This window comes from Ktedonospora formicarum, from assembly GCF_016587355.1.
GTDB classification, from domain to species: domain Bacteria; phylum Chloroflexota; class Ktedonobacteria; order Ktedonobacterales; family Ktedonobacteraceae; genus Ktedonobacter; species Ktedonobacter formicarum.
The window spans coordinates 3,692,541-3,717,191 of record NZ_BNJF01000001.1; the positions used below are offsets into that span (position 1 = coordinate 3,692,541).

The following is a 24,651-nucleotide window of genomic DNA, read 5'->3' on the forward strand; positions in this document are numbered from 1 at the left end:
AAGAAGCAAGCTCAGGCTTCCTTTTTCCTCTCCAGTATCCTGGCAGCACGAACAATGCGTCTGATAGTTTCATACGAAACCTCATAATCCAACGCCACCTGTCGCAATGGCTCTTTGTTTCGCTCAACTCGGCGTAAAATTGTTGGCCATTCAGAAGGCGGAATTTTCCAGTGCGGCTCATTTGGGCCTGGGTGGTGTTGCTTTGAGGGAATAACTACCGAGTTATCAAGGGCGTTTTCAAGTGGGTCGTCAGATTGAGCATATTCAGAACTTGATTTTGGCGTATAGACAAGGATATCATCACGACCAGAAAAAAGCTTCTCCAGAGGAATCAACGCCAAGTACGACCGGTGGTTCGTTGCCCGTCGGTTCCGTCTGAGATCCCCAGTGGGACACGCCGACACTCATCGAGTGTCGGCGCTTTTGTTTCTATGAGGGCTTGTGCCTCATGGCTAACCGCCGAAGCGACTCGGGGTTGACGCCAAACTGCTGAGCCACCTGCCTCAGCGATATCCCTCCGTCCAGGAGCCGAAACGCCTCTTCCCGCTGTTCGGGCGAGAGCTTCTGGCTCGTCTGCTGTTCGATGTCCTCCTGCTCAACTAACCGCTGGATCGTTCCCTGCGAGGGGCCCAGCGCGGCGGCGACCTTGCGAATGGACATCTCGGGTTGTTGCAAAAGTGCGATCGCCTCTTCTCGCTTCTGCTCCGCAATAACAGACAATGAAAATTATTCCGAGCGAGCACTTTTATTCTTTTATCCAGATTGTTTCTCTCCCTGAGAGAAGAACATAATCGATAGAGGGATTAACGTGAAACAAGCTACATAAGAGCCCTTGAAAGTATTGCTGACATTAGTAGTTGTATATGTTAAAATACCACTTATTGCATCTTCTGCTAAGGAATATTCACAGATAAGTTGATTGTATTGCGTGGAATGTTATGCAGAAAGAGGCAAATGATGACTGTTTGACAAGCATACTTTAAAATGATGATTCCTAGATCACGGAAAGCGTTGCAAGTTGCATGCGATATGCTTATAGATGAAGCTTTTGATGATCTTAAGAATGTTGCTAATGGAGAAGATGTTTCTGAGGCAATGCTCGGTTCTCAGCTTCCAGTCCACTATTTGCCCAAATACAGCTATCTCTTTTTGAAACAGTTTTTAGTTTGCATTATCACTGTTATTAGGAAATTAGCACAGCCAGAAGGGGCTGTATTTTCCTCTGTTGCCGAAGAACTAGCCGCCTGGCTTCTCATTCAAGAAGCAGAGGGAATCCTTGAAACAATGGAAGAGGATGGTGAAGAGATTGAAGAAGAAGCGTTTGAACCAGAAGAGGGGTTTGATTTTTTTGTTGACATGCTCTATGAAGATCTCGATTTTCAATTTCTCTATGACGATGCTTAATGACGATGCTTATGATGGTGTAGATCAGACAGAAGTGGGTGCATATTTAGTGATGACCTCATTATCTTTCGGTGAACATTGTTTTTGGTAATGCCCAGTTCTTGAGCCACCTGACACATGGGCTTGCCACTGGTTCGTGCCAGACGGATGGTTTCTTGCTTGTATTTTTCTCAAAGGTTCGGTGTTTGTTTGCCGTCTTGACCACTCTCCTTTTGTAGAGTTCTCTTCCCAATTTCTATCTTGTACAAAAGCGGGTCAGTTATAGGTACGCAATATCCCGATAGGTACAAATGGCAAAGATGGTCAATGCATTTGTCTCTTGTAGCCGAGGGATATCCTTATCCAGGGCTTTTCTATGGTACAATGAACCTGATGGAGGTTTCACATTTCCAGGAAGGAAGGCTCCATGACCGCTTTATCACGTCGCCAGTTGATGAGTGTCACAGAGTACTTCCAACTCTGTAAAGAACACCCAGATACCCGCTATGAGTACATTGATGGATATGTCACGATGCTTGCTGGAGAGACACTCAACCATGCAGCAATCGGCGCAAATATGTATAGTCTTCTGCGGAACGCTTTACGGGGCCGATCCTGCCGAGCCTATACCTCTGATGCGTGTATCCAACTCTCAAAAGAACGCTACGTCTACCCAGATGCCACTGTGACCTGCAACGAACGCGACCAAGGGCAAGTCGATGCGATTCTTTATCCCCACTTGGTTGTTGAAGTCTTTTCCCCCAGTACAGAAGACTACGATCGAGGCCGCAAGTTTACGTATTATCGAAACTGCTCGACCATCCAGGAGTATGTGCTGATTAACGCGATGCAAGCATCAATTGAGGTCTGCCGCCGAGAAAGAAATGACCTTTGGATACTGCAATTATTCGGCCCAAACGATATGGTTGAACTGGTGACTCTTGGTATCCAATTTCCAGTTTCGGCAGTCTACGAAGGGATTGTGTTCTCAGGTCCAAATGATCGAAATGACCCGGCTTAGAAACGCTCGTTTTACGAAAAGGGTAAAGAATTATGAATGAAGCACCTTCAATCATCGAATGGGCCACAAATCAAGCGGCTCATTTTGTTAGCCCTTTGGGGAATCGTTGATAAAGTGTCGTCGATCAGGCTCATTGGATAAGCAAGACTTTTGACGAGGTTGAAAGTGCTTACCGTATCGCCGCCTACCTGCATGATATTAGATATGCGCCAGTGGTAAAACAAGGCTTCATCCAATTGGCGGAGCACACCATTTGCGATCACTTGGTCGAGAACTTCTAGCCTCTCTCGTCGTTTACCATTCTGAACCTCAATTTAAAGCTAGCTTGTAAGGCGAGGTTTCCGTTTGACACCGAGGCCTAAATAGTGGTGACCAACGTTGGCTGCTAGGTAAGTAGAGGGGCAATAGTGCCACAGACATGCTGCACTATTGCTTGCCCATCCTCGAAAGAGTCAATTTCCGCTGTATAGATGGAGATGATGTAGGTTTCCTGACCTAGAGTGACGATGCCAGAAGAGTTCGTGGCCCACTGATCATCGGGCCCGGGCACCCAGCCGTTTTTCATTGCCACTATGGCTCCATTCGGCGCGCTATCTCCAACTCCGAACCGCTGATCGGATTCAATATGCTCCATCAGGTTGAGCGCGATATCGCGGTCGTGGGCCGTCAGGATTTTGCCTTCTTGGAGGAGTGTCAGCAGATTTACCATGGTTTGCGGCGTGATCGTGCTGTACCCCCAGGCATCATCATTCGGGTTGAGCCCACTCACGCCGATTTTTTGCATATACCTTGTAATCCCGGCCGCACCGCCGATCCCCTCAAAATAGAGGGTCGAGGCCGAGTCATTATCGGAGTTTTCTATCATGGTCGTCAGCAGATTCATCTCCTCATCATTCGGTTCACGCCCCTGTTGTTCAAGCGCATCGAAGAATGTCAACATGATGGCCACTTTCATTGAGCTGGCTACGATGAATTGAGCATTGCCATTATAGGTGTAGTAGCGTTGCCGAGACATATCGTAGACCACGGCACCTGCATCGTTGCCGAGTCCGGCGAGATAGGTTGCCAGGTCTGGTGAAAGTGCGTCCATTGAGGCCTGGCTTGATGCATTACCCGGCTTGATGAAGGTAATGGTATTTGCTGGCACCCATCCCTCTCTGCTCTCCTTTGGCTCTGCCCATTGTATATGATACCAGAGCATGTTTGTATCCCATTTCGTATCGCCGAGGAGTGTTAGCGGGAAATTTTGCCCAACGTGCGCTACCGCTTGACCCGCGCCTGGAACGGGAAGGAGGGCTGTATCTGTTTGAGTCCAGATCGCCTGTCTGGCGCGAATCGCGACGGCAGGCAGGCCAATGGTATGCACATAGTCTGTGCCTGAATTGAGGCGTTGGATCTGAGGCTGTCCCGAGGCATTCGCGGCACCTTGATCGAGTACCAACCCATCATACTCAAATGCCTGCACTAACATGTGATGGGTGCCGTCATGCGTTGTAATGCTCAAAGAAAGCGCCTCCGTAAGTGGAGGACCAAAATCCGTTTCCCAGCCGTCAGGGGAGATATCAGAACGATGGATATAGTTCCAGAGCGGCAGTGGAATGAAGTGTCCAACATCCTGCCCGGCGCGTGTGCCTTCCCCAATGAAGGTGCCCTTTCCACTTACGGAGGTGCTCGTAGCAGTTTGGCCCTCCGCTGGAGCCGCCAGCATGAGGCTGGGATTGGTCGCCTTGCGTAGATCGACATAGGTAAAGTGACTCTTCTCGCCACCAATGGGCACCTGACTGCCAGCTGTAAGCAAGGCCTGGAGCAGTGGTAGGCGCACGATTCCCGTATTGGCGTCCTTCACGCCGTTCTCGCTTAATGCCGTCAGCGGGTCCTTGGTCCCTTGCATAGACTCTTGCTGACGCGCCGGCTGGAGCAACGCGCCCGATGTAAAGAACTGCATCCACCCCTGGTCTGTGGGAAATGCAGCGGTCAGCGGGCTTCCCAGGCTGGCTGTTCCTCCGTGATTCTGGGTGTAGCGCTCAAATAGTGGGGAGACGCCTACCTGCTGGGCCTCTGACACCGGGAAGTCAACATTTGGTGTGGTGACATTGCTTTTGCCAACCCACTGGTTCGCTCCATTACTTACATGTGTGATTGCTGTACCGGGGCCTCGAAAGACGCAGCCAGAGGACAAAAGTGCTGCACTGCAAAACAGCACCGTGAGGAGAAGACGCGTCATCGTTTGGCTGGAAATATGCCTCATCATTATGCCAGTTTATGCCTCTCTTTTGACTAGAATTTATATATATAAATACATGGAGAAATGCAAAGAAGCACTTGGGATTCTATCAATAATGAGCCTATGCGACCAAAACAAGGACTAAATTCCTGTTTTGGCATATGGCGATCTTGGCATTGCATAACGGAGGAATCCTCAGTGTCTCTGAGGAAAGGAGGAGTAGTACCTTTGTCATTTTGCAGAGACAGAAGATCGCTTGGTGGTATTGTCAACTTGTTTGGAGATTGATACCTTTTCGCCAGCTCAAGCTGGGGATTCCTCGAATCCCTTCGAGAGAGTGCTTGTACCCCGGCCTAGGCCAGTGGGCTTACCGATCACGTCTGGGTCTCCATGAACTTCTGCGTTATCGGGTTGTCCCACCGGTTCAGGTCGAACCTAACCGGCGAGGTCGTTCCCGGCGCAAGTTGCCCGCTGATCCGATATTGCCCAAGCGCCCGCGAGGCCGCCGCAAGACGGCCTCGTGGGCGACCTCGTACACTTGCTGTGACTTTAATCGCCAGTTCGCGAGATTCTACCCCGCGATACAAGCCGGAGAGCATTTCCATTGACACGCGATGAGCCAGGGGACGGCTCAGACCGTGCAAGCTTGCGATACCGCTGCCGCGCCTCCGGGGCGGCTTTATTGCGGAACTGCATTAGCGCACAGATTTGATGGGCTGCACCAGGAAGGCTCCCGTCAGGGCCATCAGCCCAGCCATCGCGAACATGATGAGATAGTTATTGTGGGTCAGGCTGAGGACAACCCCGGCCAGTAGGGGGGCCAGAGACTGGGGCCGTGAGTTGGCAATATTCAGAATGCCCAGGTCTTTACCTTGGTCCCCTCAGAGTTGATTCTTTCTTTCTTTGCAACGAGAAAGATGAGCGTCGACCGATCATGCCCTGCTTGTCCAACGCAATCTCTGTCAATTTGAATGCTCTCAGCGTTTCATCACCTATTTGGGTTTGGCTAAATAGAAGTGGAGAGACCTCCTGGACTATGCGCCTCCCGCTGCGCGCGCTCTATATCGCCATTGACAGCAGCACGATATGTTTTTATACTGTAACTGAACATATTAGATAAAAACTCATCTATTGGTTCTTCTTTTAGGAGAACTCATCTGTTTTGAATTCCAGAGGATAAAGATGACAAGTTGTATCGCGGATGTGAATATCCGCCACTTGTCACTTCCCCTGGAATCATCCTATCGAGCCTCCAGGAATCACCAGGTGCGAACGCGCTTTTCAGCGACACTGATCGAAGTACATACCGACGCCGGCATTGCGGGCTATGGATCGGGTGACTCGATATATGGCTTTGATCAGTTGGTGTGCCTGTTTGCTAGACGGAATGTCCGCTGGACCGAACGACAGAGTGATGCTCTCGCCACGCTTGCGTTGCATTCTGCTCGCTACTGGCCGCTGGACATTGCCATCTGGGATGCCCAGACAAGCCCGCAAACCTTCCGTTGTTTTGCCTTTGGGGTGGGTATTCTCATCATATTCCCGCTTATTGCTCAACGGGCGAGTTGGGCGATCCTGTCCAGAGAGGGGAACGGCCTTGGGCTCATGGCGAACCCTCATTGCGCGGTCGCGCAGGGAACCCGTCTATTTTTTGAGTATCTTTGTGCCCGCCCCTAAGCGTAGGGATTTCATGCTGGCGGACACGGTTCTTGCATCGAAGGACGGTGATCTGGTGCTTTCAGAGCAGTCAGGGCTAGGTGTTCCTCCGCGTGAGGATCTTGAGCAATTTGAGGGTCAGTATCCGTAGGTAATCCCAATGAGGAGGATGTTCACTATGGGAGTAAAGTTCGAGAACGTTACGAAGATGTACCAGAATGGCCGACCAGCGGTGCAGGCACTCTCGCTTGAAGTGCAGAGTGGCGAGCTGTTGGTCCTGATTGGCCCTTCAGGTTGTGGTAAGACGACGACACTCCGCATGATCAATCGTCTAGAAGAGCCGACAAGCGGAAGTATTTATGTCGATGGCCACGATGTGCGCAGCTATAACCCTATTCAGCTGCGGCGTGGCATTGGGTACGCCATTCAACAAACTGGCCTGTTACCACATATGACGGTTGAGCAGAATATCGAGCTGGTGCCGCGGTTGCTCAAGTGGGATAAGAAGCGACGCCAGGAGCGGACTCGCGAGTTGCTGGAGATGGTGGGCATGGAGTATAGGGTTTTCGCTCATCGCTACCCTCGCCAGCTCTCCGGTGGTCAGCAGCAGCGTGTGGGCGTCTTGCGCGCTCTTGCGACCGATCCTCCGGTTATCCTGATGGACGAACCATTCGGCGCGCTTGACCCTATCAGTCGCGAGGTGCTCCAAAATGAACTCAAGCGATTGCAGGCTAAATTGCATAAAACGATTATCTTTGTCACGCACGATATCGATGAAGCTATGCGCCTGGGCGACCGCGTTGCTATCTTGCGCGATGGTCAGCTACTCCAGGTGGGCACGCCTACAGAGCTGCTTCGCGCGCCGCAAGATGAGTTCGTTGCTAAATTCCTGGGGCGCTTCCTCTCCCTCCCTCAGTCGCCTGTAGATGCGGTGAGGCAACTGATACAAGTGGGAGAGTCACGCATTCTTAAAGAGCTTTCGTCTGGCGAGCGCATTGTGCAAATGGGGCGCTTCCCCAGGTGGTTTTTGATCGATGACCAGGGCGTGCTTAAAGGGGCAACGTGCACGGTCCCTGAAGATCTTGAGCAGTGGAAGAGCATTATCTGGCAGGAGGCCGCCTCCGTAAAGGAGACAGATACACCTGATATCGCCCTGAACCAGTTGATTGAAGGGGAAGCCGAGGCGTTGCCAGTAGTTGATGAAGAGCGGCGCCTGGTGGGGATTATCTCACATCGATCAGCTATTAAAGCACTCTCAAGTGGTGTTGCGAGGAGTGAGGTATGAACCAGAGTGACTTTTGGAGCACCTACGGAAATCGCATCCTGGAGAGTATCGGGCCCCATTTATTTCTGACAGGTGTGTCACTTGGACTTGGCATCCTGTTCGCCGTCCCTCTGGGGATACTCCTGACGCGCTTTCCGCGCTGGTCAGGGCCGGTTATCGCCGTAGTATCAGTCCTCCAGACGATTCCGAGCCTGGCATTCTTCGCGCTTGCCCTGCCGTTTCTTGGCATTGGCATGCAACCAGCCCTGGTCGTGCTTTTCCTCTACTCGCTGTTACCCATCTTGCGTAACACTTATGTTGGGGTGCGTGCAGTTGATGCTACGCTCCTCGATGCGGCGCGGGGACAGGGCATGACCGATTGGGAAATCCTTTACCTGGTCGAGTTGCCCCTGGTCGCGCCCGTTATTGTCACAGGTATTCGCCTTGCAGCGGTCTATCTGGTGAGTTGGGCCACGCTCGCGTCGCTCATCGGCGCGGGCGGACTGGGCGATCTGATTTTCGCAGGTCTCGCCAGCTACGATGCGAACTTGCTGATGGCCGGGGCCATTCCGACCGCGGTGTTGGCATTGCTGATTGGGTTTGTGTTCGGGCTTGTCCGTCGTCTGGTAACGCCACGTGGTATCAGGAAGGAGGTACAGGCGAGATGGATTTAAGCTTGCCGTATATAGCTCAACTGACGTTTCAACATCTCTATCTGTCGTTTCTCGGTGCACTAGTTGGTGCTCTGGTTGGTTTCTTACTGGCGGCCTGGGTGCGACGACGGCCACGCTGGGCGAGCGCACTCATAGGGCTGGCCGAGGTTATTCAGACCATCCCCGGTATCGCGCTGCTGGCCTTTCTGCTGCTCGCGTTTGGTCTAGGGGACACGACGTTAATTGTGGGATTGGCGCTTTATTCAATTTTACCTGTACTTCAGAACACCTATGAGGGCCTGGTAGGTGTCGATCCGGTCTATCTGGATATCGGGAAGGGAATGGGTATGACGCCCGGCGAGATCTTTCGACAGATTGAGTTGCCCCTGGCGTTTCCTGTTATCCTGGCTGGATTGCGGGTCGCGCTTGTTACCGCGGTTGGTATTGCGACTATTGGCGTATTTATTGGATCGGGAGGGCTGGGAGTCGTGATCTATCGTGGTTTGCAGATTATCGATATGCCCACCATTGTGACAGGGGCTATTCCAGTTGCCTTGCTCGCGGTCCTGTTGGAGGCGGGATTGTCGCTTGTGGAGCGCAGGTTATCGAAGACGACTGCGCAGCGATAGGGTATTGCTTATCAGTTTCCCAAAGGAAAAGGAGTGGTATGAAAAAGATATCTTTGTTGTGTATGATACTCGTTGTGTTTAGCGTCCTGCTGAGCGCTTGTGGCTTTGGGCCTTCCAGCGCTCTCAGCGGCCCCAAGGATAGCGGAACCATTGTTGTTGGCTCCAAAAATTTTTCCGAGAATATCATAGTCGGCGATATGGAGTACTATCTCTTGAAGGCTAAGCTCAAAGGGGTGAATGTCGAGAACAAGCCCAATCTTGGCTCGACAGCAGTACTCTGGAACGCTCTGCAAAGCGGACAGCTCGACACATACGTCGATTATACTGGTACTGGTCTGGTCGATATCATGAAGATGCCGGTCACGCACGACCCTGATGAAGCATATCAGACCGTAAAGAAGGAGTATCCAACGCGCTACCACATCGATTGGTTGAACCCCATGGGCTTCAACGATACCTACGCGGTCGCTGTTCCGAAGACTATAGCTGAGAAGTATCACTTGAAGAAGATCTCCGATCTGGCTCCTGTCGCATCGCAGCTTGTCTTTGGTGGTGAACCGGATTATTTCACGCGACCGGATGCCTACCCTGGCCTCTCGAAGACGTATGGACTGCACTTTCAATCGTTGAAGCAGATTGATGTTGGTCTGAAATACCAGGCAGCGGCAAATAACCAGGTGCAAGTGCTCGATGTCTACTCGACGGATGGAAATTTGATTCGATATGGTATGACTGTCCTTGAGGACGATAAGCATTTCTTCCCGCCGTACTACGCGGCTCCTATCGTGCGTGAGAGTACGCTAAAGGCGCATCCAGAGATCAGCTCTATCCTCAACTCGCTACAGAACACACTTACCGACTCAAGCATGCAGCAGTTAAACTACCAGGTAGATGTGCAGCATAAGTCCCCTGACGATGTTGCGCAGCAATTCCTCAAGTCAAAGGGCCTGCTCTAGCACAGATGGTTTGTACTCAGCCTCTGTGCTAAGGAAGGGATTTGTAGAGGCTTCTGCATATATCCGGTTGATTCGCCACCAAGATATATGCAGAAGCCTGCCTTTTCTACACATTGAACAGCAGGGAAAGAAGGACCACATCAGATGCGGGCTGACCGGCCTGAAATTTCAAGGGCCAATTTCCCGCTTCTTCAGCCATATGGCGAATTCACTTTGTGGCATGTGTAGGAAAAACTATTGAAGAATATTTGCTCCTCTCTAATTATGTTGACAATGTCGTTGATGACGCTCGTTAGTATTATAATGAGGTTGGATTACAGCATTAAGCTAGAGGTGAAACACAAGAGGAGCGCATTGCATGACCAATTACACTATAGAGCCAGAGCGAGCAACTCTCCGTGGAAGCTTTTCTCGCGAGTACCCTCCCATAGTCACCATTAAATCGGGTGATACTGTGCGTTTTAGTACTCTTGATGCAGGCTGGCATCTTGGGCCAGCTACAGAACCCCTTCAGAGTCGCTTTGAACCGCGTGACAATACACACGATAGTGGTCATGCGTTATGCGGTCCCGTTGCCATTCAGGAGGCTCAACCTGGGATGACGCTCGAAATACAGATCAATGAGATCCGGCCTGGAAATTGGGGGTGGACGAGTGCAGGAGGTCGGGAGAGTGCTATAAACAAATATCTCGGGCTTGTTGAGAGGCGCGAACTGCTTCACTGGGCGCTCAACACGGATGCGATGGTCGGGACTGATCAGTATGGGCACACGATTGCGCTGCACCCATTTATGGGTGTGATGGGAATGCCTCCTGATGAACCGGGCATTCATTCCACTATTCCCCCACGCTTCTGTGGTGGCAATATCGATTGTAAGGAACTGGTTGCTGGCAGCACACTCTTTTTGCCAATCAGCGTCCCTGGAGCGCTCTTCTCTGTTGGTGATGGGCATGCTGCTCAGGGGGATGGTGAGGTGAGTGGTGTGGCTATTGAATGTCCCATGGAGTGTGTTGATTTGACATTCCATGTGCTTGAAGACATGGCCTTGAAGATGCCACGTGTGAGAACGGCTGATGCATGGGTAACTTTGGGATTCCATGAGAATCTGCACGAAGCATCACTCATCGCGCTCGATGCCATGCTTGACCTGATGCGTGAGCAGTATGATTTGCCTCGATCCCAAGCATTCGCGTTGGCGAGTCTTGTCGTGGATTTGCGCATTACACAAATTGCCAACGGAGTGCATGGTGTGCATGCAATTCTCCCTGACGGCTTCATGAAATAGCATCGCATAGAACATTTGCTGGTTAACTTCTCTCAAAGGCCATTGAGGGCTTCTCCTTTGTGTCTCACAAAGATGGAGAAACCGAAGTATGTCGAAGGTGTGAGCCAATCGTTATTTTCATATCCCGATGTGATGTCTGGGCGTGGGAGGACACCACGCTCAGACATCTATCCCTTTGGGAAGGGTGACCGTAAAGGTCGACCCTTTCCCAACCTTGCTCTCCACCGTAATGGTTCCCCTGTGATGCTTGACAATTTCAGCCACAATGTATAATCCCATACCCAGTCCAGGAATTGCTTTCTGTCTGGAGTCGTTGACCCGATAGAACCGGTCAAAAATTTTATTGCGCTGTTCGCTCGTAATGCCTAGGCCATGATCCTGTATACGGATGCGAATAGTTTCGGAGGTAGCGGAGAGATCCATCTCGACCGTTTTGGCGCCAGGAGAATATTTGATGGCATTGCTGAGCAGGTTGGTGAAGACCTGCCCTAATCGGTCTCGATCTGCCAGCAGATTGGTCCCCACTATGCCATGCACCAGGATGTGATGGCTGGGATTGGTGTGTCGCATGGTCTCGGCGATCTCCCGCACCAACATGTCAAGATCCACCAACTCCCGGACATACTCCAACCCGCCTGCCTGGATCTTAGAGACATCCAGCAACTCTTCCACCAGACGGGCGACTTTGTTTGCCTGAGTCTCCATGCTGGCAAGAGCCGCCGTCTGGATGCCTTGCTTGGTCAGTTGCCGGTGCAGCAAGGTAATCTGTAATTTCAAGGCGGTAAGGGGGTTCCTCAATTCATGGCTGGCCATACTGATAAAATCATCCTTGCGTTGTTCTAGCTCTTTGCGCGCCGAATTATCCAGCACAAAGGTGACTGCTTGGAATGGGTGATGTCGCAAGAGGACCGCACCCACGAGCACGGGAAGGCGGCTTCCGTCTTTACATATGTATTCTTTCTCATAAGGAGTTGTGGATTGCCGTGCATTAAGCTCCTGTTGGGCCTCTATGGTCCGAGCTAGGTATTCTGGAGGTGTCATGTGCGACCAGCTTATGTGTCCAGCGCTCAGGTCTTCTTGTGTATAGCCGGTCATATGCAAAAAGGTGTCGTTGGCATCCACAACCTGACCACCTACACCAACAAAGATCCCGATAATATTGGAGTTCATGAGGGCATTTGCTCGCTCCTGACTCTGGCGCAAAGCTTCCTCTGTCCGTTTCTGTTCTTCGATATCGGTACTGGTTCCCAACCATTTGACGATGTGACCGGAGTCATTGCGCACCGGCAAGGCGCGACCTAAAAACCAGCGATATGCTCCCGTTTGACCCTCTTTGAGGCGATATTCGATCTCATAAGGCGTTCCTGTTTCAAGTGCACGGCGCCGAACAGTTTGAACGAGCTCATAATCCTCTGGATGCAGGTATTGGCGCCATTTCTCGCTCAGCATATAGTCAGGTAACGAGCCAATGAAATCATGTGCTCGCTGATTCGTATATTCAAGACGACCGTCGAGTCGCACTGCCCACACCAGATGTGGCATCGTTTCAGCCAGTACCCGCCAGTGCTTCTCGCTTTCCTTGAGTTGTTGCTCGACTCGTTTCTGCTCGTCGATGTCGGTGATGGTTCCAAACCATTTGACGATCTGACCGGCATCATTACGCACTGGCATGGCGCGGGCTAAGAACCAGCGGTATTCCCCAGTCTGGATACTTCTGAAACGCTCTTCGTGTTCATACATTTCTCCGGTGTCCAGGGCATGTTGCCAGAGCGCTCGGGTGCCGGCCTGATCATCAGGATGAATAAATGAAAGTGGAGCCCACCTGTTGCTTTGCATGTACTCAACGGTAATCCCCATATAGTCACACCAACGCTGGTTTACGTACTCGTGCTGACCATCTGGGCGCGTCGTCCAGACCATCTGTGGCACCGTTTCGGCAAGCACCCGCCAGTGCTTCTCGCTTTCCTTGAGTTGTTGCTCAGCTCGTTTCTTATCTTCTATGTCAGTGCAGGTGCCAATATATTTGAGGATAGCACCCCAGGAATCTGTGTAGGGCGTGGCTTGCATCAGGAACCAGCGATACTCTCCAGTCGTACAATGGCGCAGGCGCTGTTCTGCTTCATAAGGCCTGCCTGTCTGGACGGCACATTGCCATGTCTCTAGGACGCGTTGTCGATCCTCAGGATGCGTACATCGCATCCAACCATCTCCCTGAGCCTCTTCGGTGCTTAAGCCTGTATAATCGCGCCAACGTTGGTTATAATAATCAACATATCCATCGGGGCGTCCGGTCCAGACTAACTGAGGAATTGCGTCGATGAGGGTGTGGATATTTGCTTCAGCACACTTGCGTTTGGTGATGTCGGTACCAACAAAGACGAGGTACTCGACACAGTCGTCCATACTCTTGTGTGGAATGATTGTGACCTCAAGGTGTATATCCATTCCGTCCCTGGGAGATATCAGTGTCTCGAAATTCACAGTTTCACCCTCGCTCGCGCGTACAATGGCGGCGCGGAGTAGATCTTGACTCGTGGAAGAAAAGGACCACCAGGGAGTTTCCGCAAACGGTTTACCAATCACCTGCTCGCGTTGGATCTGGGCGTCTGCTAAAGGAGCCTCATTGATGTCCAACAAGATTCCCTCAGGCGTGAGAAACCCGATCCCGATATATATGTTCTTCAGGATGTCAACGGCGAGATGTTCATCTGGGGAAAACGTCTCCCTGTGAGGCTGTGCTTCTCTTTTCTCATGGAATTGCATGAGGAGTCCTCCAACCGTTGGAGAGATTTGCACGTGTAGCCATATTTGGGTCACAGGCGAAACATACTCCACTTCGATTGGTTCTCGTGTCTGTTTGCATTTCTGGGTAGCCTGGTAGAGTGCAGGGCTCACTAAGCGTGGAGTGCTGTGCCAAAAGTTATTCCCAACAAATGTCCCTGGAGAGACCCCGATGATGCTCTGTGCGCTTGCGTTGGCATACACAATTATTGAGGCATCATCGATGATAAACAATGCACCAGGAAGTGACTCAAGAAGTGTGAGGAGCGCCTCACTCCTGTGTTGAGTGGGACGCTTACTCGATTTGGCCTTCGACATAATGCGGTAAACCTCCCTTTCCTGTATCCCAATCCCTGGTTGCGAGGATAAGTGTTTGCTTTGACTCAATAAGTCTTATGGGAAGATATGATCTCTTCGAGAAAACGAGCAAATTGTATGATTGGATGCTAGTAGAATTGTTTGTCTATCTTAGAATGCCTGAGCCTACAGAAGCAAAAGTGATTGTTTCCTGCCAGACACAAGTAACGGAGGTGCAATGTATACCTGCCGCCCATGGTGGATGAGCACGATATGCGTTTATAGCATTTTTAGATATACACGTTGTGCCTTTATAAAGGTGAGAAACGCGTTCTTCACTCCCCTCTCCCTCCATATGCATCTCTAATATTTCACTGTATCGGCGTATGTGCAGAAACATAGAGACCTCATATGTTCTTGCGCAATTTGGATAAAACCTTGTACAAATGGAGTGGGCGTCTGTAGTTGGTGTATATGTACTTTCGTTGGTCAAGCCTCATACAATCTTTGTGAGGTCTTGATGCGATCTGCGACAAACTCTTCCCCTCCCTTTCAGCTTTATTTCAGTTCTCTATATTACTATATCTACTCTAGAACTTATTTGTGCGGATATTGGTTTGAAAGGAGGGCCTTGTTATGTTTGCAACATATCGGGCTTTGTTATGCATTGCTGCCCTGCTTCTATTGGCAATAGATGCGATTGCTTGTGCATCGGCAGCATCACCGCAATCCAAATCGGTTATGACAGCCACTCCTGGACTGACTGCTACAGCTACTCAGCAGGCGAATGCGCCTCGGTTTAGTCCTCCTACCAGCTGTCAGGAGTCGTCGCTGCCAGCGAATTCGACACTGTATGAAGCTCAGGGGACTGCCCAGAACGCTGAGCTCTGGGCACTCTTGATGCCAACGAAGCCTCTTCCATTGCACGCGAAGCAGGAGGTGAAGATTGTCTGGCGTATGACTGGTACGGGCGAGGTACATTTGAAAGCTTACACTCCCAATGGTAAGAGTGTGGAACCTGTCTGGGGACCGGAGGGGCATAGCGGGTCAAACTGGAATCGCCCGGGGGATGAATGGGGGACAGGTTTTATGTTTCCCACTTCTGGTTGCTGGGATATCCATGTTGAGCGCACGAATGCAGCTGGTGATGTCTGGCTCAATGTGAAATAAGCGCGGTTGGGATCACGTAGACCATGCAAGTAGGTTGCTGGCAAACTTCTGCATGATCTACGTGGGGGCTAAGCATTCGAGGGTGAAGCCTCCGGGGTTGAAGAGGCAAGGGTGCTTGTCTGGTCGGAGAAGTGGCAAGCTGCATAGTGCTCACGACCTCGTTTGGCCTCGAAGGGAGGTTCGACTTCACGGCAGATGCTCTGTGCCATTGGGCAGCGCGTATGGAAACGACATCCCCTTGGAATGTTGATAGGACTGGGGAGGTCGCCTGTGAGGATAATGCGCTTTCGTTTCTTTTCTATTTGAGGGTCAGGTATTGGGACCGCTGAGAGCAGGGCCATTGTGTAGGGATGCTGAGGCGATGCATAGAGTTCATCCCTATCTGCAAGCTCGACGATCTTACCAAGGTACATGACGGCGATACGGTCGGCGACGTGTCTGACGACGCTTAAGTCGTGGGAGACGAAGAGATAGGTAAGCGAGAACTGGCGCTGGAGGCGCTGGAGTAGGTTAAGCACCTGGGCGCGGACAGAGACATCCAGGGCTGAAACTGGCTCATCGGCGATGATGAAGTCTGGATTGATGGCGAGCGCACGGGCGACGGCGATGCGTTGCCGTTGCCCACCGCTAAATTCATGGGGATAGCGGTCGATGTATTCAGGGCGCAAGCCAACAACACGTAGTAGTTCTACTACCTGCTCTTGCACCTCTTTGGGGCTTGCCGTTTTGTAGATGTGCATTGGCTCGCCTATTAATGAGCCGATGGTGAAGCGCGGATTAAGGGAGGCATAAGGATCTTGAAAGATCATTTGCAGGCGTTGGCGCACACGGCGGAGCTCTTCTCCTTCAAGAGTTGCTAGGTCTTTGCCATCAAAAAGAATCTTGCCTGCCGTTGGTTTGTAGAGGCGAACCAGGGTGCGGGCGATAGTTGTCTTGCCAGAGCCGCTCTCACCTACCAACCCAAGAGTTTTACCGCGCTCTATACTCAAGCTGACATCGTCAACGGCGCGTATGTCCCCAACTTTACGCTGAAAGACGATGCCCTGGGTGAGGGGAAAATAGGTTTTAAGCCCCTGGACGTCGAGTAGCGTCGACTGCTGATTTGAATTATCTGACATGATTATATATTCCTTTGTCTTCCAGAGCTAGCTTGAGCGCAGGACTTTCTCGGCGCTTTCCTGATTGAGCTTGTTTATGGTCGCGATGCGTGCCTCCTGGCGGCGCGCGGCTTTCTCCTGCTCCTTGGGATCGCTGATGTCGGGCCAGCACGCTTTATGATGTACGCTATTCCCTGGTAGGCTTTCCAGTGGTGGCATCTGGTTGCACTGCTGGCGCGCGTAAAGACAGCGCGGCATGAAGGGGCAGCCCGTGGGCGGCTTGAGTAGGTCGGGGGGCGCACCTTCAATGGTTTTGAGTTCATCCTGGCGCTCTTCGTTGAGCTTGGGGACCGATGCGAGCAGGCCAAGAGTATAGGGATGGCGCGGATTGGCAAAGATCTCGTCGGTTGGCCCTCTTCCACGACTTTGCCCGCGTACATAACGATGACCCGATCCGCTACACCTGCGACGACACCCAGATCATGGGTAATCAGCATGAGAGCTGTACCGAATTCCGCGCATACCTGATTAATAAGCTCAAGAATCTGGGCCTGTACGGTCACATCGAGCGCGGTTGTTGGCTCATCGGCGATCAGGAGTTGGGGATTGCAGGCCAAAGCGATTGCGATCATTACACGCTGGCGCATGCCGCCGCTAAACTGGTGAGGGTAGGCATTGATGCGCTGTGCGGCTGCGGGAATGCCTACCTGCTCAAGCAATGCAATAGCTCGCTTCCGTGCCTCATTCTGAGGGAGTTTAAGATGGACGCGCAAGGCTTCAATAATCTGGTTCCCAATAGTCATGGTGGGGTTGAGGCAGGTCATGGGATCTTGAAAGATCATGCTAATTCTGGCCCCACGGATCTTGCGCATATCGCTCTCAGGTATACTTAGCAAATCTTCGTTCTCAAAGAAGATGCTGCCACCCGCGTATTGGCCTGGTGGTTGCGCGATCAAGCGCATGATAGAGAGAGCGGTAACACTTTTACCACAGCCACTTTCGCCAACGATGGCGACCTTCTCGCCGGGCTTGATCGCGAAGTTGACACCATCGACCGCATGTACATAGCCCTGTTTGACCTTAAAGAAAGTTTGTAGATCCTGTATTTCAAGTAAATATCCACTCATTGGGCATTCCTTTTCGTTGTTACTCTCTGGCAGAAAGCCTGAGCGCGCTAGCGGCATTGGTCTGCATTGAAGACTTTAGCGCTCTGTCATATGGGGGTCAAGGGCGTCGCGTAGACCATCTCCAACCAGGTTACAACTGAGCACTGTCAGAAAGATAAGGATACCGGGAATAAAGACCAGCTTAGGATCAATATCGATTTGTCCTTGCCCATCGTTGATGAGTGTGCCCCAGCTTGGAAAGGGGACCTTGATGCCAAAGCCAAAGAAGCTCAGAACGGATTCCAGGATGATATTATTGCCTACCTGTAAGGTCGCATTGACGATGATGGGACCGATGGCGTTAGGGAGGATATGCCGAGCCATCAGGCGAAAGTTGCGCGCGCCAATGGTGCGCGCCGCCATGACATACTCTCGTTCCTTAAGGGCCAGGAACTCACCACGTACGAGACGTGCGGCAGTCGTCCAGCCAAAGATGGCGATAAGCGTGATGATACTGAAAGTAGAACCGTTGGTGAATGAAGCCGAGAGCACGAAGAGGAGCAGATACGTTGGCACGGCGAGAAAGACATCGGTGACGCGCATGAGGAGATTATCAATCCAGCCACCGTAGAAGCCCGCTAATGCTCCAATGGTTGTGCCCAGCAGAATTGCGACGAGCATAGAGGAGAGCCCTACCAGGAGTGAGACCTGCCCGCCAATGGCGGCACGCGCTAGAAGATCTCGCCCCAGATCGTCGGCTCCGAAGGGATATTGCCATGAGGGAGGCGCGGACGGATCGGTGAGCGCGGGTGTGGTCGCATCGGTATGAGATGTTATGAAGGGGCCTACAAAGCAGAAGAGGAAGAGCAGGATCAGGCAGCAGGCTCCTATTGTCGCTGTACGATTGCGTACAAAGCGGTCGAAAATGATACGTGCCTGGCTGCGTCGCTCGCGTGCCAGTTCAGGCGTCACCTCGAGCATCGGCTCCTGTTCGTCTTGAGAGGCCATAGCTATCTTTTCTGGTGTCTCCATATATGCCTCCTCACGTATAGCGTATGCGTGGGTCCATGACGGCATAGAGCACGTCTGCCAATAAATTAAAGAGAATGACGAAAACCGCGCTCAACATCAGAATCGCGAGTAGCACCGGGTAATCCCGATGTTCAGCGGAGTCGAGGAAGAGCTTTCCCATGCCGGGCCAGGCGAAGACGCCCTCAGTAATGGCTGCTCCCCCTGCTACCGAGCCGAAGTCGATAGCGACGACGGTGACCAGAGGAATGATGGCGTTGCGCAAGGCGTGGCGGCGTAGAAGTGGGATGGGGGCGAGCCCTTTGGCTCGCGCGGTTCGAACGTAGTCTTGCCTTGTCACCTCTAACATGCTGGAGCGCATATAGCGACTCCAGCGCGCGGTAAAGGTAATTGCCAGTACAAGCATCGGCATGAACAGGTGGAGCGCATGATCGAGCAGGCCATTGAAGAAATCATAGGTATAGCCAACAGTGGCATTGCCAGATGGGGGGAGTAAGTTGAGCCAGCGTGAGAAAATCTCTTGCAGGAGAAGCCCTAGCAGAAAGATTGGCATCGAAATGCCGACATAAGCTAGGGTGGTGACTACATAGTCCGTGATGCGCCCCTGTCTGGTGGCTGTCAGCGTTCCAAGCACTATAGCAAGGATGAGAGCCAGGATAAGTGCTACAAAGAACAGTTCGAGCGTGGGTGGGAAGCGGTCACGAATGATTGAGGCGACTGGCTGATTGGTAAAAAAGGAGTAGCCGAAGTCGCCGTGGAGCGCGCTTCCCACCCACTTGAGATATTGGATGGGAACGGGATCATCCAGGCCCAGACTCGCGCGCAGAGCCTCTCGCCCGGCCTGATCTAGGTTTGGATTATAGAGCACCTCTTCAGGACCGCCCGGTAACAGGTGAATGAGCGTGAACATGAAGATAGAGAGCAGGAAAAGGAGAGGAATCGCTTGTAGTAAGCGTCTCACTAAATATCGTCCCATAGCGATCTCCAGTACGGCTAGAGGTATCAGGACAGTTAACATGTATAGTGTACCATGGCTTTGATACACACAGCATTTATGAGTGTCTGGGAAGCGAGAGCAGTGTTTTCCAGCCATATGAGCTTGTAATGAAGGTGTTGCCAAGGTGCTCTTCATTGGCGAGCATCCTGGCAACACCATTCATGTGCGAGAGGGAGCCTTATTGGCTTGATCCCCTCGTTATATCAGGCTTTAGGAGTGGGGGCACTTGCCGCCATCGCACCACCATTGCCAGGCTCCAACGGTCTCCGAGTTGCCAAAGGGACCTGGCTTGTAGTTGTGTGTACCCTTCTTGTGAATTTCAAGATCGATCAGGTTGTAGAGCGAGATCATGGGGATTTTCTCCAGGAATGCCTGGTGGATCTGATTAAAGACCTGCTGGCGCTGGTTAGGATCCGATATGGCCTGCTCTTGTAGGAGTAGCTTATCGATGCCTGGATCGCAGAAGAAGTCCAAATTTTGTCCATGGGGCGGCTTCTGGTCACAAGCGAAGTGGACGGCGCTGTCGGCATCATAGGTATAGGAACTGGCCCATTCAGCCACATCATACTTACCGGGTTGGCCTGCATTGAGGAAGGGGCCAAAGAAGGTACTTCCAGGGTAGTCTGTGATGTTCAGCTTGATGCCAATCTTGGCGAAGTCTGACTGGATAATGGCCTGATCCTTCTCACGCCAGCGGTTGCCCGCTGTGGTGGAGTACTGGAACTCCAGGCGTTGCCCATTCTTCTGGCGTACCTTGTCGCTACCGAGCTTCCAGCCTGCGTCATCGAGGGTCTTATTGGCCGCGTTAAGGTCAAAGGCCGGGCATTGCAAGTCTTGTTGATACCCAGGTTTGTAGGCTGGCCCGTGGTCTGTACAGAGCGGAATGGCCTGCCCCAGGCGGGCTATCTTCTGCAATTGTTCACGGTTAATTGCCTGCGACATGGCCTTGCGTACAGCAATGTCTTTGAAGATGGGATTGTTTGAGTTGATATGTAGCCCCTCATAACTGGCGGAGGGATTGGTCACAACTTCATAGTTACTCAGGGCTTTGTAGGAAGCCGTTTTGGTGACATCCAGGAACCAGGCGGAGTCAGCAGTCCCGGCTTGCAGGTCTTTTAGAATGGTATCCTGGCTGGGAACGGCGCGGAAGATAATCTGGTCCAGGTAGGGGAGACCCTGTGCGGCTTGATAATAGTTGTCGTTACGTTCCACGGTATAGTGATCGCCTGGTTTACTCTCCTTCATTTTGAAGGCACCACTGGTTACCTGTGGATTGAGGCCTTCTGTCTTCTTGATACTTGCCGGGTCCATGCTCTCAAAGTGATGCTTAGGCAGTGGTGCGTGAGCACCGTCTGTCCAGGAAGAAATGAAGGGAGCATAGGGGGCTTTTAGCTTAAAGGTAACACTGAGTTTATCGGAGGATACCTCCGCAGACTCGATGAGGTTGATTGCGACGGTATCGGCGGCAGCAAATTTTGGATTAGCCCAGAGTTGCCAGGTAAAATAGACGTCGTCGGCGTTCAGTGGCTGACCGTCGGACCACTTCAAACCATCTTTGAGGGTGAACTTCCAGGTTTTTAGGTCCGCGCTAATGCCACCATTTTGTTGCGTGGGCATTTCTTTGGCGAGCGCGGGATGAATCTGCCCGGAGGCGTCCCCTTCGAAGAGCGCGGAATAGATAGTGCCATCAACCATGGTAGCAAAGGTCTGCACTGACGCATTGGGGATCAAAGAGTCCGGTTCATTAAAAAGGTCGTCCACCCAGATACCTCCACGTTGGGGCTTGCCATTATTATTCGTGGTCGCGGGGGTTCCCTGGGGTGCGCAGGCGCTGAAGAGCAGGATCAGCACCGAAGAGAGCACAACGAGGAGCGTAAGGAATCGTGAACCAGGTCGTATGACCATGATAACCTCCCTGCAAATGGGGTGCAGATATGTAGCGTGACACCCACGTGTAGAGGAAGTGTTTTCCCTTGGCGTGTGGTGCCGAACCACGTTGTCAACAGTTGACGATGCGTTTGGTTTGCTGCCGGCTTGCTTAGAGAGATATGTGTATCATAACATATATTCGCGCCTATATTAAAGTCCTAAAAGTGACTTTTTATATATTACGTAGTGTAGATGCTATTGCTCACAAGTAATGTTATAGTTTGATGTAATTGATGAGTCTTTAATTACCTCAATTGTCGCGTTTAAAAGGGAACAGTGAACGTTCACTGTTCCCTTTGGGATTATTTGCGGTTATCGATTTTGTCGATGAGGAGGCTGGCTGAGAGGAGGGCGTATTCGCGTTGTCGAAGCTTGAGGGTAGTGAAGGTTAATGTGCGTAGAGCATTGTGCAGGAGGGCGATGAAGTATTCGGTCATATCATTGTTGCTCTGGCTCCCAATAAACTGACGTGCTATGAGACGAATGTGTATGACCGTGAGGAATGCTTTATGCAGCTTGGTGTTGGTTGTCGTAAAGTTGTCTCTGACCTGCTCAAGCTCAGGGAAGCGTGTGATGGAGCAGAGCGCCTCTTCCATATGTAGGCACTCCGCCAATGAGGCCTCTCTGGTTGGAAGCAGTTGGAAGCGTACCACTGAATCAAGCATGGCGAGGTCACGAAGATAATGACCTTTGCCTGTGCCTTGAAAATCGATGAGCCAGGTATGGTGCTCCTTATCAATGAGCATATTATGGTGGTTGAGATCCCCATGAGTGGTGCAGAGATAGGTTGAGCGTCTGAAAGAGCGATGCATGGCCGGTAGCGGATTGGTGAAGGCCCGTTCTTCATCGTTGAGCGAGGGAAGTATAAAGCGTTCGCCATGTGCGAGTATGTAGTCGTCCAGATTATCCTCAAGAGGGCGTGAGATCGGTCCGAAGGTATGTTGATAATCACTGGTGAGATCGCAGAGTTGTTGATTGCCCCGGTTGGCGTACCAGGACTGACAGGTGTCGAAGAAGAGATTATCCAGAACCTGATATATATCTTTGATCTGGGCGTGCTCGTAGAAACTACCGAAGTCATCCAGTTGCTCATTGGCTGCCCCTAGGAGCGAGTATACGATACCTCCTAGTAAGGGGGTAAAGCGTATCTCTTGGATAGTGGTATTGCGCCCGCCTCCAACAAAGGGGCGTACGAAGGCATCAAAGTTGCGGCTCTCATCCTCGATCTTAGGAGACGCGCCAAATTTGGTGACGACCATACGCCCGCCGCCGTTCGCGTAAAAGGGTTGTATACGCATGACCCGGTACCGCTATATCCTGGTGTAAGTGGCTCGATCAGAATATTGGTTGCCGTATGAAAGAGGCGGCAGAGCAGGTCATCCAGTTCCGCTCGCACCCGCTGGAAGCGAGGGGTGCCAGGTCGTACGCGCTCCCCATCAAGCTCTATGTGTTGGAGCATACGTTCTTCGGCTTCAGGCGGCTCCCACTGTATATCAAGGGAGAGATTGATTTTTACCTTTTGTGAGAAGGTGTCATGCACGCATTTCAGCAAGGTTTCGGGACTAAACTTGTTTTTGGAGAGGAAATCGGCAACCTGGTAGTCATGGAATGCCTCACGCACATGCTCAATGGTGCCATGGGCTGAGAGAATCACAATTTGTAGAGCCTTGTTCAGGCTGAATTGCCCCTGCATCTTCAGGACCTTGACGCCCTCATAATTGCTAAAGTCGGAGGCATCCATACGCAGATCAAGTATAAGTAGATGATAAAACTCCTGTTGGAGTTTGTTTACGGCTTGATCGATAGTTGCGGCTGTCTCAACCAGGAAGCCCTCAAGTATCAGCATTTCAGAGAGCTCATCGCGCCATTGAGGAAGATCATCCACAATCAAGATGCGCCCCTGTCGTTGTCGTATCATAACCCATTATCCTCTCTACGAAGTAAACGCATATTGCCTGTTCTACATAAGGGACGTTAACCTCGTGGGAGGCGCAAAGTAAAGATGGTACCAGATGCTTTAGATGGGGGTTCAAGCCATAGATCGCCATTCTGGCGGAGCGCGTTCCGTCGCGCGCTCCAGAGACCAAAGCCTGAGCTTCCCTTGGTCGAATAGAAGAGGCTGAAGATCTTATGGCTGATCTGAGGATCGATGCCTTGCCCGCTATCCTGAACTTGAATGCTTACTTTGTCCTTACTATTGAAGGCGCGTAAGACCAGGAGCCCTTTGGGCTGCTTTCGCATAGCATCTATGGCGTTGGCGATGAGATTGCGTAAAATCGCGGTGACAAGTCCCTCACGCACGCTGACATTATTGATATCCGCGTCGACTTCGATACGGAGCGTGATGTGTGCGGGAAGGTGGCTTTCTCGTTCCACCTTCTCCAGCAGAGTGCGAGGTGAGATGATGATAGGGTCATTGGCTGAAGTGGGGTCGGCGAGCACCTCTTTGAGCTCTGTGCTCAGGTCGAGCACTGTGCGAACGGACTCCGCCGTCTTATCAAGCTTGCTCTCAATGAAGGCATCGCTCATATCATACTTCGATAGGCGATGCTTAACATGGGTGATGTAGGTTTCGACCAGGCCGAGGTCGTTGCCGAGACGATGTGTCAGTTCAAGCGCGGACTGTCCGATGAGACTGACCTCTTCGGCTGCCTGGGCACGTTGCTCTGATTCCAGGTGTGCCTGTGCTGCCTCTAGCCTGTGAATGGTGCTGCCTAATTGCTGAGCCATGCTATCATAGAAATCGATATCAGTAGTGCTGAAATGCCGGGTCTCATGATAGGTGAGGGCAAGCGTGCCGTAGAGGCGACCTTTGAACATGATGGGGAGCGCAATAAGGGATTGCGGTTCCATCGGTGGTGGGCTCAATGGGAGCAAGGCTGAGGCTTGTGTGAGGTCGTTAATCACAAGTTGCTGGCGTTGTTTGAGCAGAATGTGATAGACTCTTTCGTCAATGTGAAGATGATAGGGTGGCTTTCTGGTAGAGGCGCAGACTAGTTGGAGTGTGTCGGATACTTCCTGGTAGCGACAAAGCTCGATGTGACCCTGGCTATAGTATTCGGTAAGTCGAAAGACGACCTGATAGCCCTGTTCAAGCTGGCTAATATCGTTGATCTCGCCCAATTCGCGGCTGGCGCTGTAGAGCAATTCAAAATGCTGTTTCTCCTTCTCCGC

General features: G+C 51.7%; 21 protein-coding genes and 2 pseudogenes. 10 read left to right on the plus strand and 13 right to left on the minus strand.

Translation table 11 applies throughout. The features are described 5' to 3' along the window. Positions 1–11 precede the first annotated feature (11 nt). Both K3T82_RS15810 and K3T82_RS15815 read right to left on the minus strand, forming a co-directional pair. On the minus strand, positions 12–341 hold the full coding sequence (locus K3T82_RS15810) for a hypothetical protein (RefSeq protein WP_220194401.1): 330 nt from the start codon (positions 339–341) through the stop codon (positions 12–14). An 88-nt stretch (positions 342–429) separates the two neighbouring features. Continuing rightward, complete coding sequence (locus K3T82_RS15815; protein WP_236031172.1) at positions 430–675, minus strand: helix-turn-helix domain-containing protein; 246 nt, start codon at positions 673–675, stop codon at positions 430–432. 354 nt (positions 676–1,029) lie between these two features. Here K3T82_RS15815 and K3T82_RS15820 point away from each other — a divergent pair, with 354 nt between their 5' ends. Next, positions 1,030–1,404 carry a hypothetical protein gene (locus tag K3T82_RS15820; protein WP_220194402.1) on the plus strand — a complete coding sequence of 125 codons (375 nt, stop codon included), beginning with the start codon at positions 1,030–1,032 and terminating at the stop codon, positions 1,402–1,404. Positions 1,405–1,810: 406 nt separating this feature from the next. Beyond that, entirely contained in the window at positions 1,811–2,404 is a 594-nt protein-coding gene (locus K3T82_RS15825) for a Uma2 family endonuclease (RefSeq protein WP_220194403.1), read from the plus strand. Between the two features lie 385 nt (positions 2,405–2,789). Here the strand turns inward: K3T82_RS15825 and K3T82_RS15830 are convergent, their stop codons facing one another. Both K3T82_RS15830 and K3T82_RS15835 read right to left on the minus strand, forming a co-directional pair. Beyond that, positions 2,790–4,655 carry a serine hydrolase gene (locus K3T82_RS15830; RefSeq protein ID WP_220194404.1) on the minus strand — a complete coding sequence of 622 codons (1,866 nt, stop codon included), beginning with the start codon at positions 4,653–4,655 and terminating at the stop codon, positions 2,790–2,792. Positions 4,656–5,002: 347 nt separating this feature from the next. Further along, on the minus strand, positions 5,003–5,272 hold the full coding sequence (locus K3T82_RS15835) for a hypothetical protein (RefSeq protein WP_220194405.1): 270 nt from the start codon (positions 5,270–5,272) through the stop codon (positions 5,003–5,005). Here K3T82_RS15835 and K3T82_RS15840 point away from each other — a divergent pair. From K3T82_RS15840 to K3T82_RS15870, 7 genes are all read left to right on the plus strand, one after another. Further along, positions 5,267–5,443, plus strand: a complete 177-nt coding sequence (locus K3T82_RS15840; RefSeq protein WP_220194406.1) for a hypothetical protein — start codon at positions 5,267–5,269, stop codon at positions 5,441–5,443. The two genes, K3T82_RS15835 and K3T82_RS15840, sit on opposite strands and share 6 nt — an antisense overlap. Positions 5,444–5,810: 367 nt before the next feature. After that, a complete protein-coding gene (locus K3T82_RS15845; protein ID WP_220194407.1) occupies positions 5,811–6,305 on the plus strand; it encodes an enolase-like domain-containing protein in 495 nt (164 codons plus the stop codon). Between the two features lie 157 nt (positions 6,306–6,462). Beyond that, positions 6,463–7,569 carry an ABC transporter ATP-binding protein gene (locus K3T82_RS15850; RefSeq protein WP_236031174.1) on the plus strand — a complete coding sequence of 369 codons (1,107 nt, stop codon included), beginning with the start codon at positions 6,463–6,465 and terminating at the stop codon, positions 7,567–7,569. Next, positions 7,566–8,222 carry an ABC transporter permease gene (locus K3T82_RS15855; protein WP_220194409.1) on the plus strand — a complete coding sequence of 219 codons (657 nt, stop codon included), beginning with the start codon at positions 7,566–7,568 and terminating at the stop codon, positions 8,220–8,222. The genes K3T82_RS15850 and K3T82_RS15855 overlap by 4 nt, the downstream gene beginning before the upstream one ends. After that, complete coding sequence (locus tag K3T82_RS15860; protein WP_220194410.1) at positions 8,213–8,830, plus strand: ABC transporter permease; 618 nt, start codon at positions 8,213–8,215, stop codon at positions 8,828–8,830. The genes K3T82_RS15855 and K3T82_RS15860 overlap by 10 nt, the downstream gene beginning before the upstream one ends. Positions 8,831–8,868: 38 nt before the next feature. Then, positions 8,869–9,786: an ABC transporter substrate-binding protein gene (locus K3T82_RS15865; RefSeq protein ID WP_220194411.1), complete on the plus strand. Its 918-nt coding sequence runs from the start codon at positions 8,869–8,871 to the stop codon at positions 9,784–9,786. 358 nt (positions 9,787–10,144) lie between these two features. Continuing rightward, positions 10,145–11,071, plus strand: a complete 927-nt coding sequence (locus K3T82_RS15870) for an acetamidase/formamidase family protein (protein WP_220194412.1) — start codon at positions 10,145–10,147, stop codon at positions 11,069–11,071. A 159-nt stretch (positions 11,072–11,230) separates the two neighbouring features. Here the strand turns inward: K3T82_RS15870 and K3T82_RS15875 are convergent, their stop codons facing one another. After that, entirely contained in the window at positions 11,231–14,170 is a 2,940-nt protein-coding gene (locus K3T82_RS15875; RefSeq protein ID WP_220194413.1) for a PAS domain S-box protein, read from the minus strand. A gap of 615 nt (positions 14,171–14,785) precedes the next feature. Here K3T82_RS15875 and K3T82_RS15880 point away from each other — a divergent pair. Continuing rightward, positions 14,786–15,319 (plus strand): hypothetical protein, encoded by a 534-nt coding sequence (locus K3T82_RS15880; protein WP_220194414.1) that lies wholly within the window; start codon positions 14,786–14,788, stop codon positions 15,317–15,319. A gap of 68 nt (positions 15,320–15,387) precedes the next feature. Here K3T82_RS15880 and K3T82_RS15885 read toward each other — a convergent pair whose 3' ends face one another. The 8 genes and pseudogenes from K3T82_RS15885 to K3T82_RS15915 all read right to left on the minus strand — a co-directional run bounded on the left by K3T82_RS15885 (position 15,388) and on the right by K3T82_RS15915 (position 24,624). Next, entirely contained in the window at positions 15,388–16,437 is a 1,050-nt protein-coding gene (locus K3T82_RS15885; protein ID WP_220194415.1) for an ABC transporter ATP-binding protein, read from the minus strand. Positions 16,438–16,464: 27 nt separating this feature from the next. Continuing rightward, positions 16,465–17,543, minus strand: a pseudogene (locus tag K3T82_RS49920) (ABC transporter ATP-binding protein). 75 nt (positions 17,544–17,618) lie between these two features. Next, on the minus strand, positions 17,619–18,554 hold the full coding sequence (locus tag K3T82_RS15895; protein ID WP_220194416.1) for an ABC transporter permease: 936 nt from the start codon (positions 18,552–18,554) through the stop codon (positions 17,619–17,621). A 10-nt stretch (positions 18,555–18,564) separates the two neighbouring features. Further along, complete coding sequence (locus tag K3T82_RS15900) at positions 18,565–19,527, minus strand: ABC transporter permease (protein WP_220194417.1); 963 nt, start codon at positions 19,525–19,527, stop codon at positions 18,565–18,567. A 231-nt stretch (positions 19,528–19,758) separates the two neighbouring features. Then, positions 19,759–21,453, minus strand: a complete 1,695-nt coding sequence (locus K3T82_RS15905; protein WP_220194418.1) for an ABC transporter substrate-binding protein — start codon at positions 21,451–21,453, stop codon at positions 19,759–19,761. A 326-nt stretch (positions 21,454–21,779) separates the two neighbouring features. After that, entirely contained in the window at positions 21,780–22,736 is a 957-nt protein-coding gene (locus K3T82_RS15910) for a phosphotransferase (RefSeq protein WP_236031177.1), read from the minus strand. 293 nt (positions 22,737–23,029) lie between these two features. Further along, a pseudogene (locus K3T82_RS47735) lies at positions 23,030–23,395 on the minus strand (response regulator); the annotation flags it as partial. Positions 23,396–23,451: 56 nt separating this feature from the next. After that, positions 23,452–24,624 carry a sensor histidine kinase gene (locus K3T82_RS15915; RefSeq protein WP_268886663.1) on the minus strand — a complete coding sequence of 391 codons (1,173 nt, stop codon included), beginning with the start codon at positions 24,622–24,624 and terminating at the stop codon, positions 23,452–23,454. Positions 24,625–24,651: the final 27 nt, after the last annotated feature.

Bases quoted from the DNA above. Each gene is read 5' to 3' on its own strand.
- K3T82_RS15855 (WP_220194409.1), top strand. From the start codon at position 7,566: ATGAACCAGAGTGACTTTTGGAGCACCTACGGAAATCGCATCCTGGAG.
- K3T82_RS15860 (WP_220194410.1), top strand. From the start codon at position 8,213: ATGGATTTAAGCTTGCCGTATATAGCTCAACTGACGTTTCAACATCTC.
- K3T82_RS15850 (WP_236031174.1), top strand. From the start codon at position 6,463: ATGGGAGTAAAGTTCGAGAACGTTACGAAGATGTACCAGAATGGCCGA.
- K3T82_RS15820 (WP_220194402.1), top strand. From the start codon at position 1,030: ATGCTTATAGATGAAGCTTTTGATGATCTTAAGAATGTTGCTAATGGA.
- K3T82_RS15830 (WP_220194404.1), bottom strand. From the start codon at position 4,655: ATGATGAGGCATATTTCCAGCCAAACGATGACGCGTCTTCTCCTCACG.
- K3T82_RS15870 (WP_220194412.1), top strand. From the start codon at position 10,145: ATGACCAATTACACTATAGAGCCAGAGCGAGCAACTCTCCGTGGAAGC.
- K3T82_RS15885 (WP_220194415.1), bottom strand. From the start codon at position 16,437: ATGTCAGATAATTCAAATCAGCAGTCGACGCTACTCGACGTCCAGGGG.
- K3T82_RS15910 (WP_236031177.1), bottom strand. From the start codon at position 22,736: ATGGTCGTCACCAAATTTGGCGCGTCTCCTAAGATCGAGGATGAGAGC.
- K3T82_RS15900 (WP_220194417.1), bottom strand. From the start codon at position 19,527: ATGGGACGATATTTAGTGAGACGCTTACTACAAGCGATTCCTCTCCTT.
- K3T82_RS15875 (WP_220194413.1), bottom strand. From the start codon at position 14,170: ATGTCGAAGGCCAAATCGAGTAAGCGTCCCACTCAACACAGGAGTGAG.
- K3T82_RS15845 (WP_220194407.1), top strand. From the start codon at position 5,811: ATGACAAGTTGTATCGCGGATGTGAATATCCGCCACTTGTCACTTCCC.
- K3T82_RS15905 (WP_220194418.1), bottom strand. From the start codon at position 21,453: ATGGTCATACGACCTGGTTCACGATTCCTTACGCTCCTCGTTGTGCTC.
- K3T82_RS15865 (WP_220194411.1), top strand. From the start codon at position 8,869: ATGAAAAAGATATCTTTGTTGTGTATGATACTCGTTGTGTTTAGCGTC.
- K3T82_RS15880 (WP_220194414.1), top strand. From the start codon at position 14,786: ATGTTTGCAACATATCGGGCTTTGTTATGCATTGCTGCCCTGCTTCTA.
- K3T82_RS15825 (WP_220194403.1), top strand. From the start codon at position 1,811: ATGACCGCTTTATCACGTCGCCAGTTGATGAGTGTCACAGAGTACTTC.
- K3T82_RS15895 (WP_220194416.1), bottom strand. From the start codon at position 18,554: ATGGAGACACCAGAAAAGATAGCTATGGCCTCTCAAGACGAACAGGAG.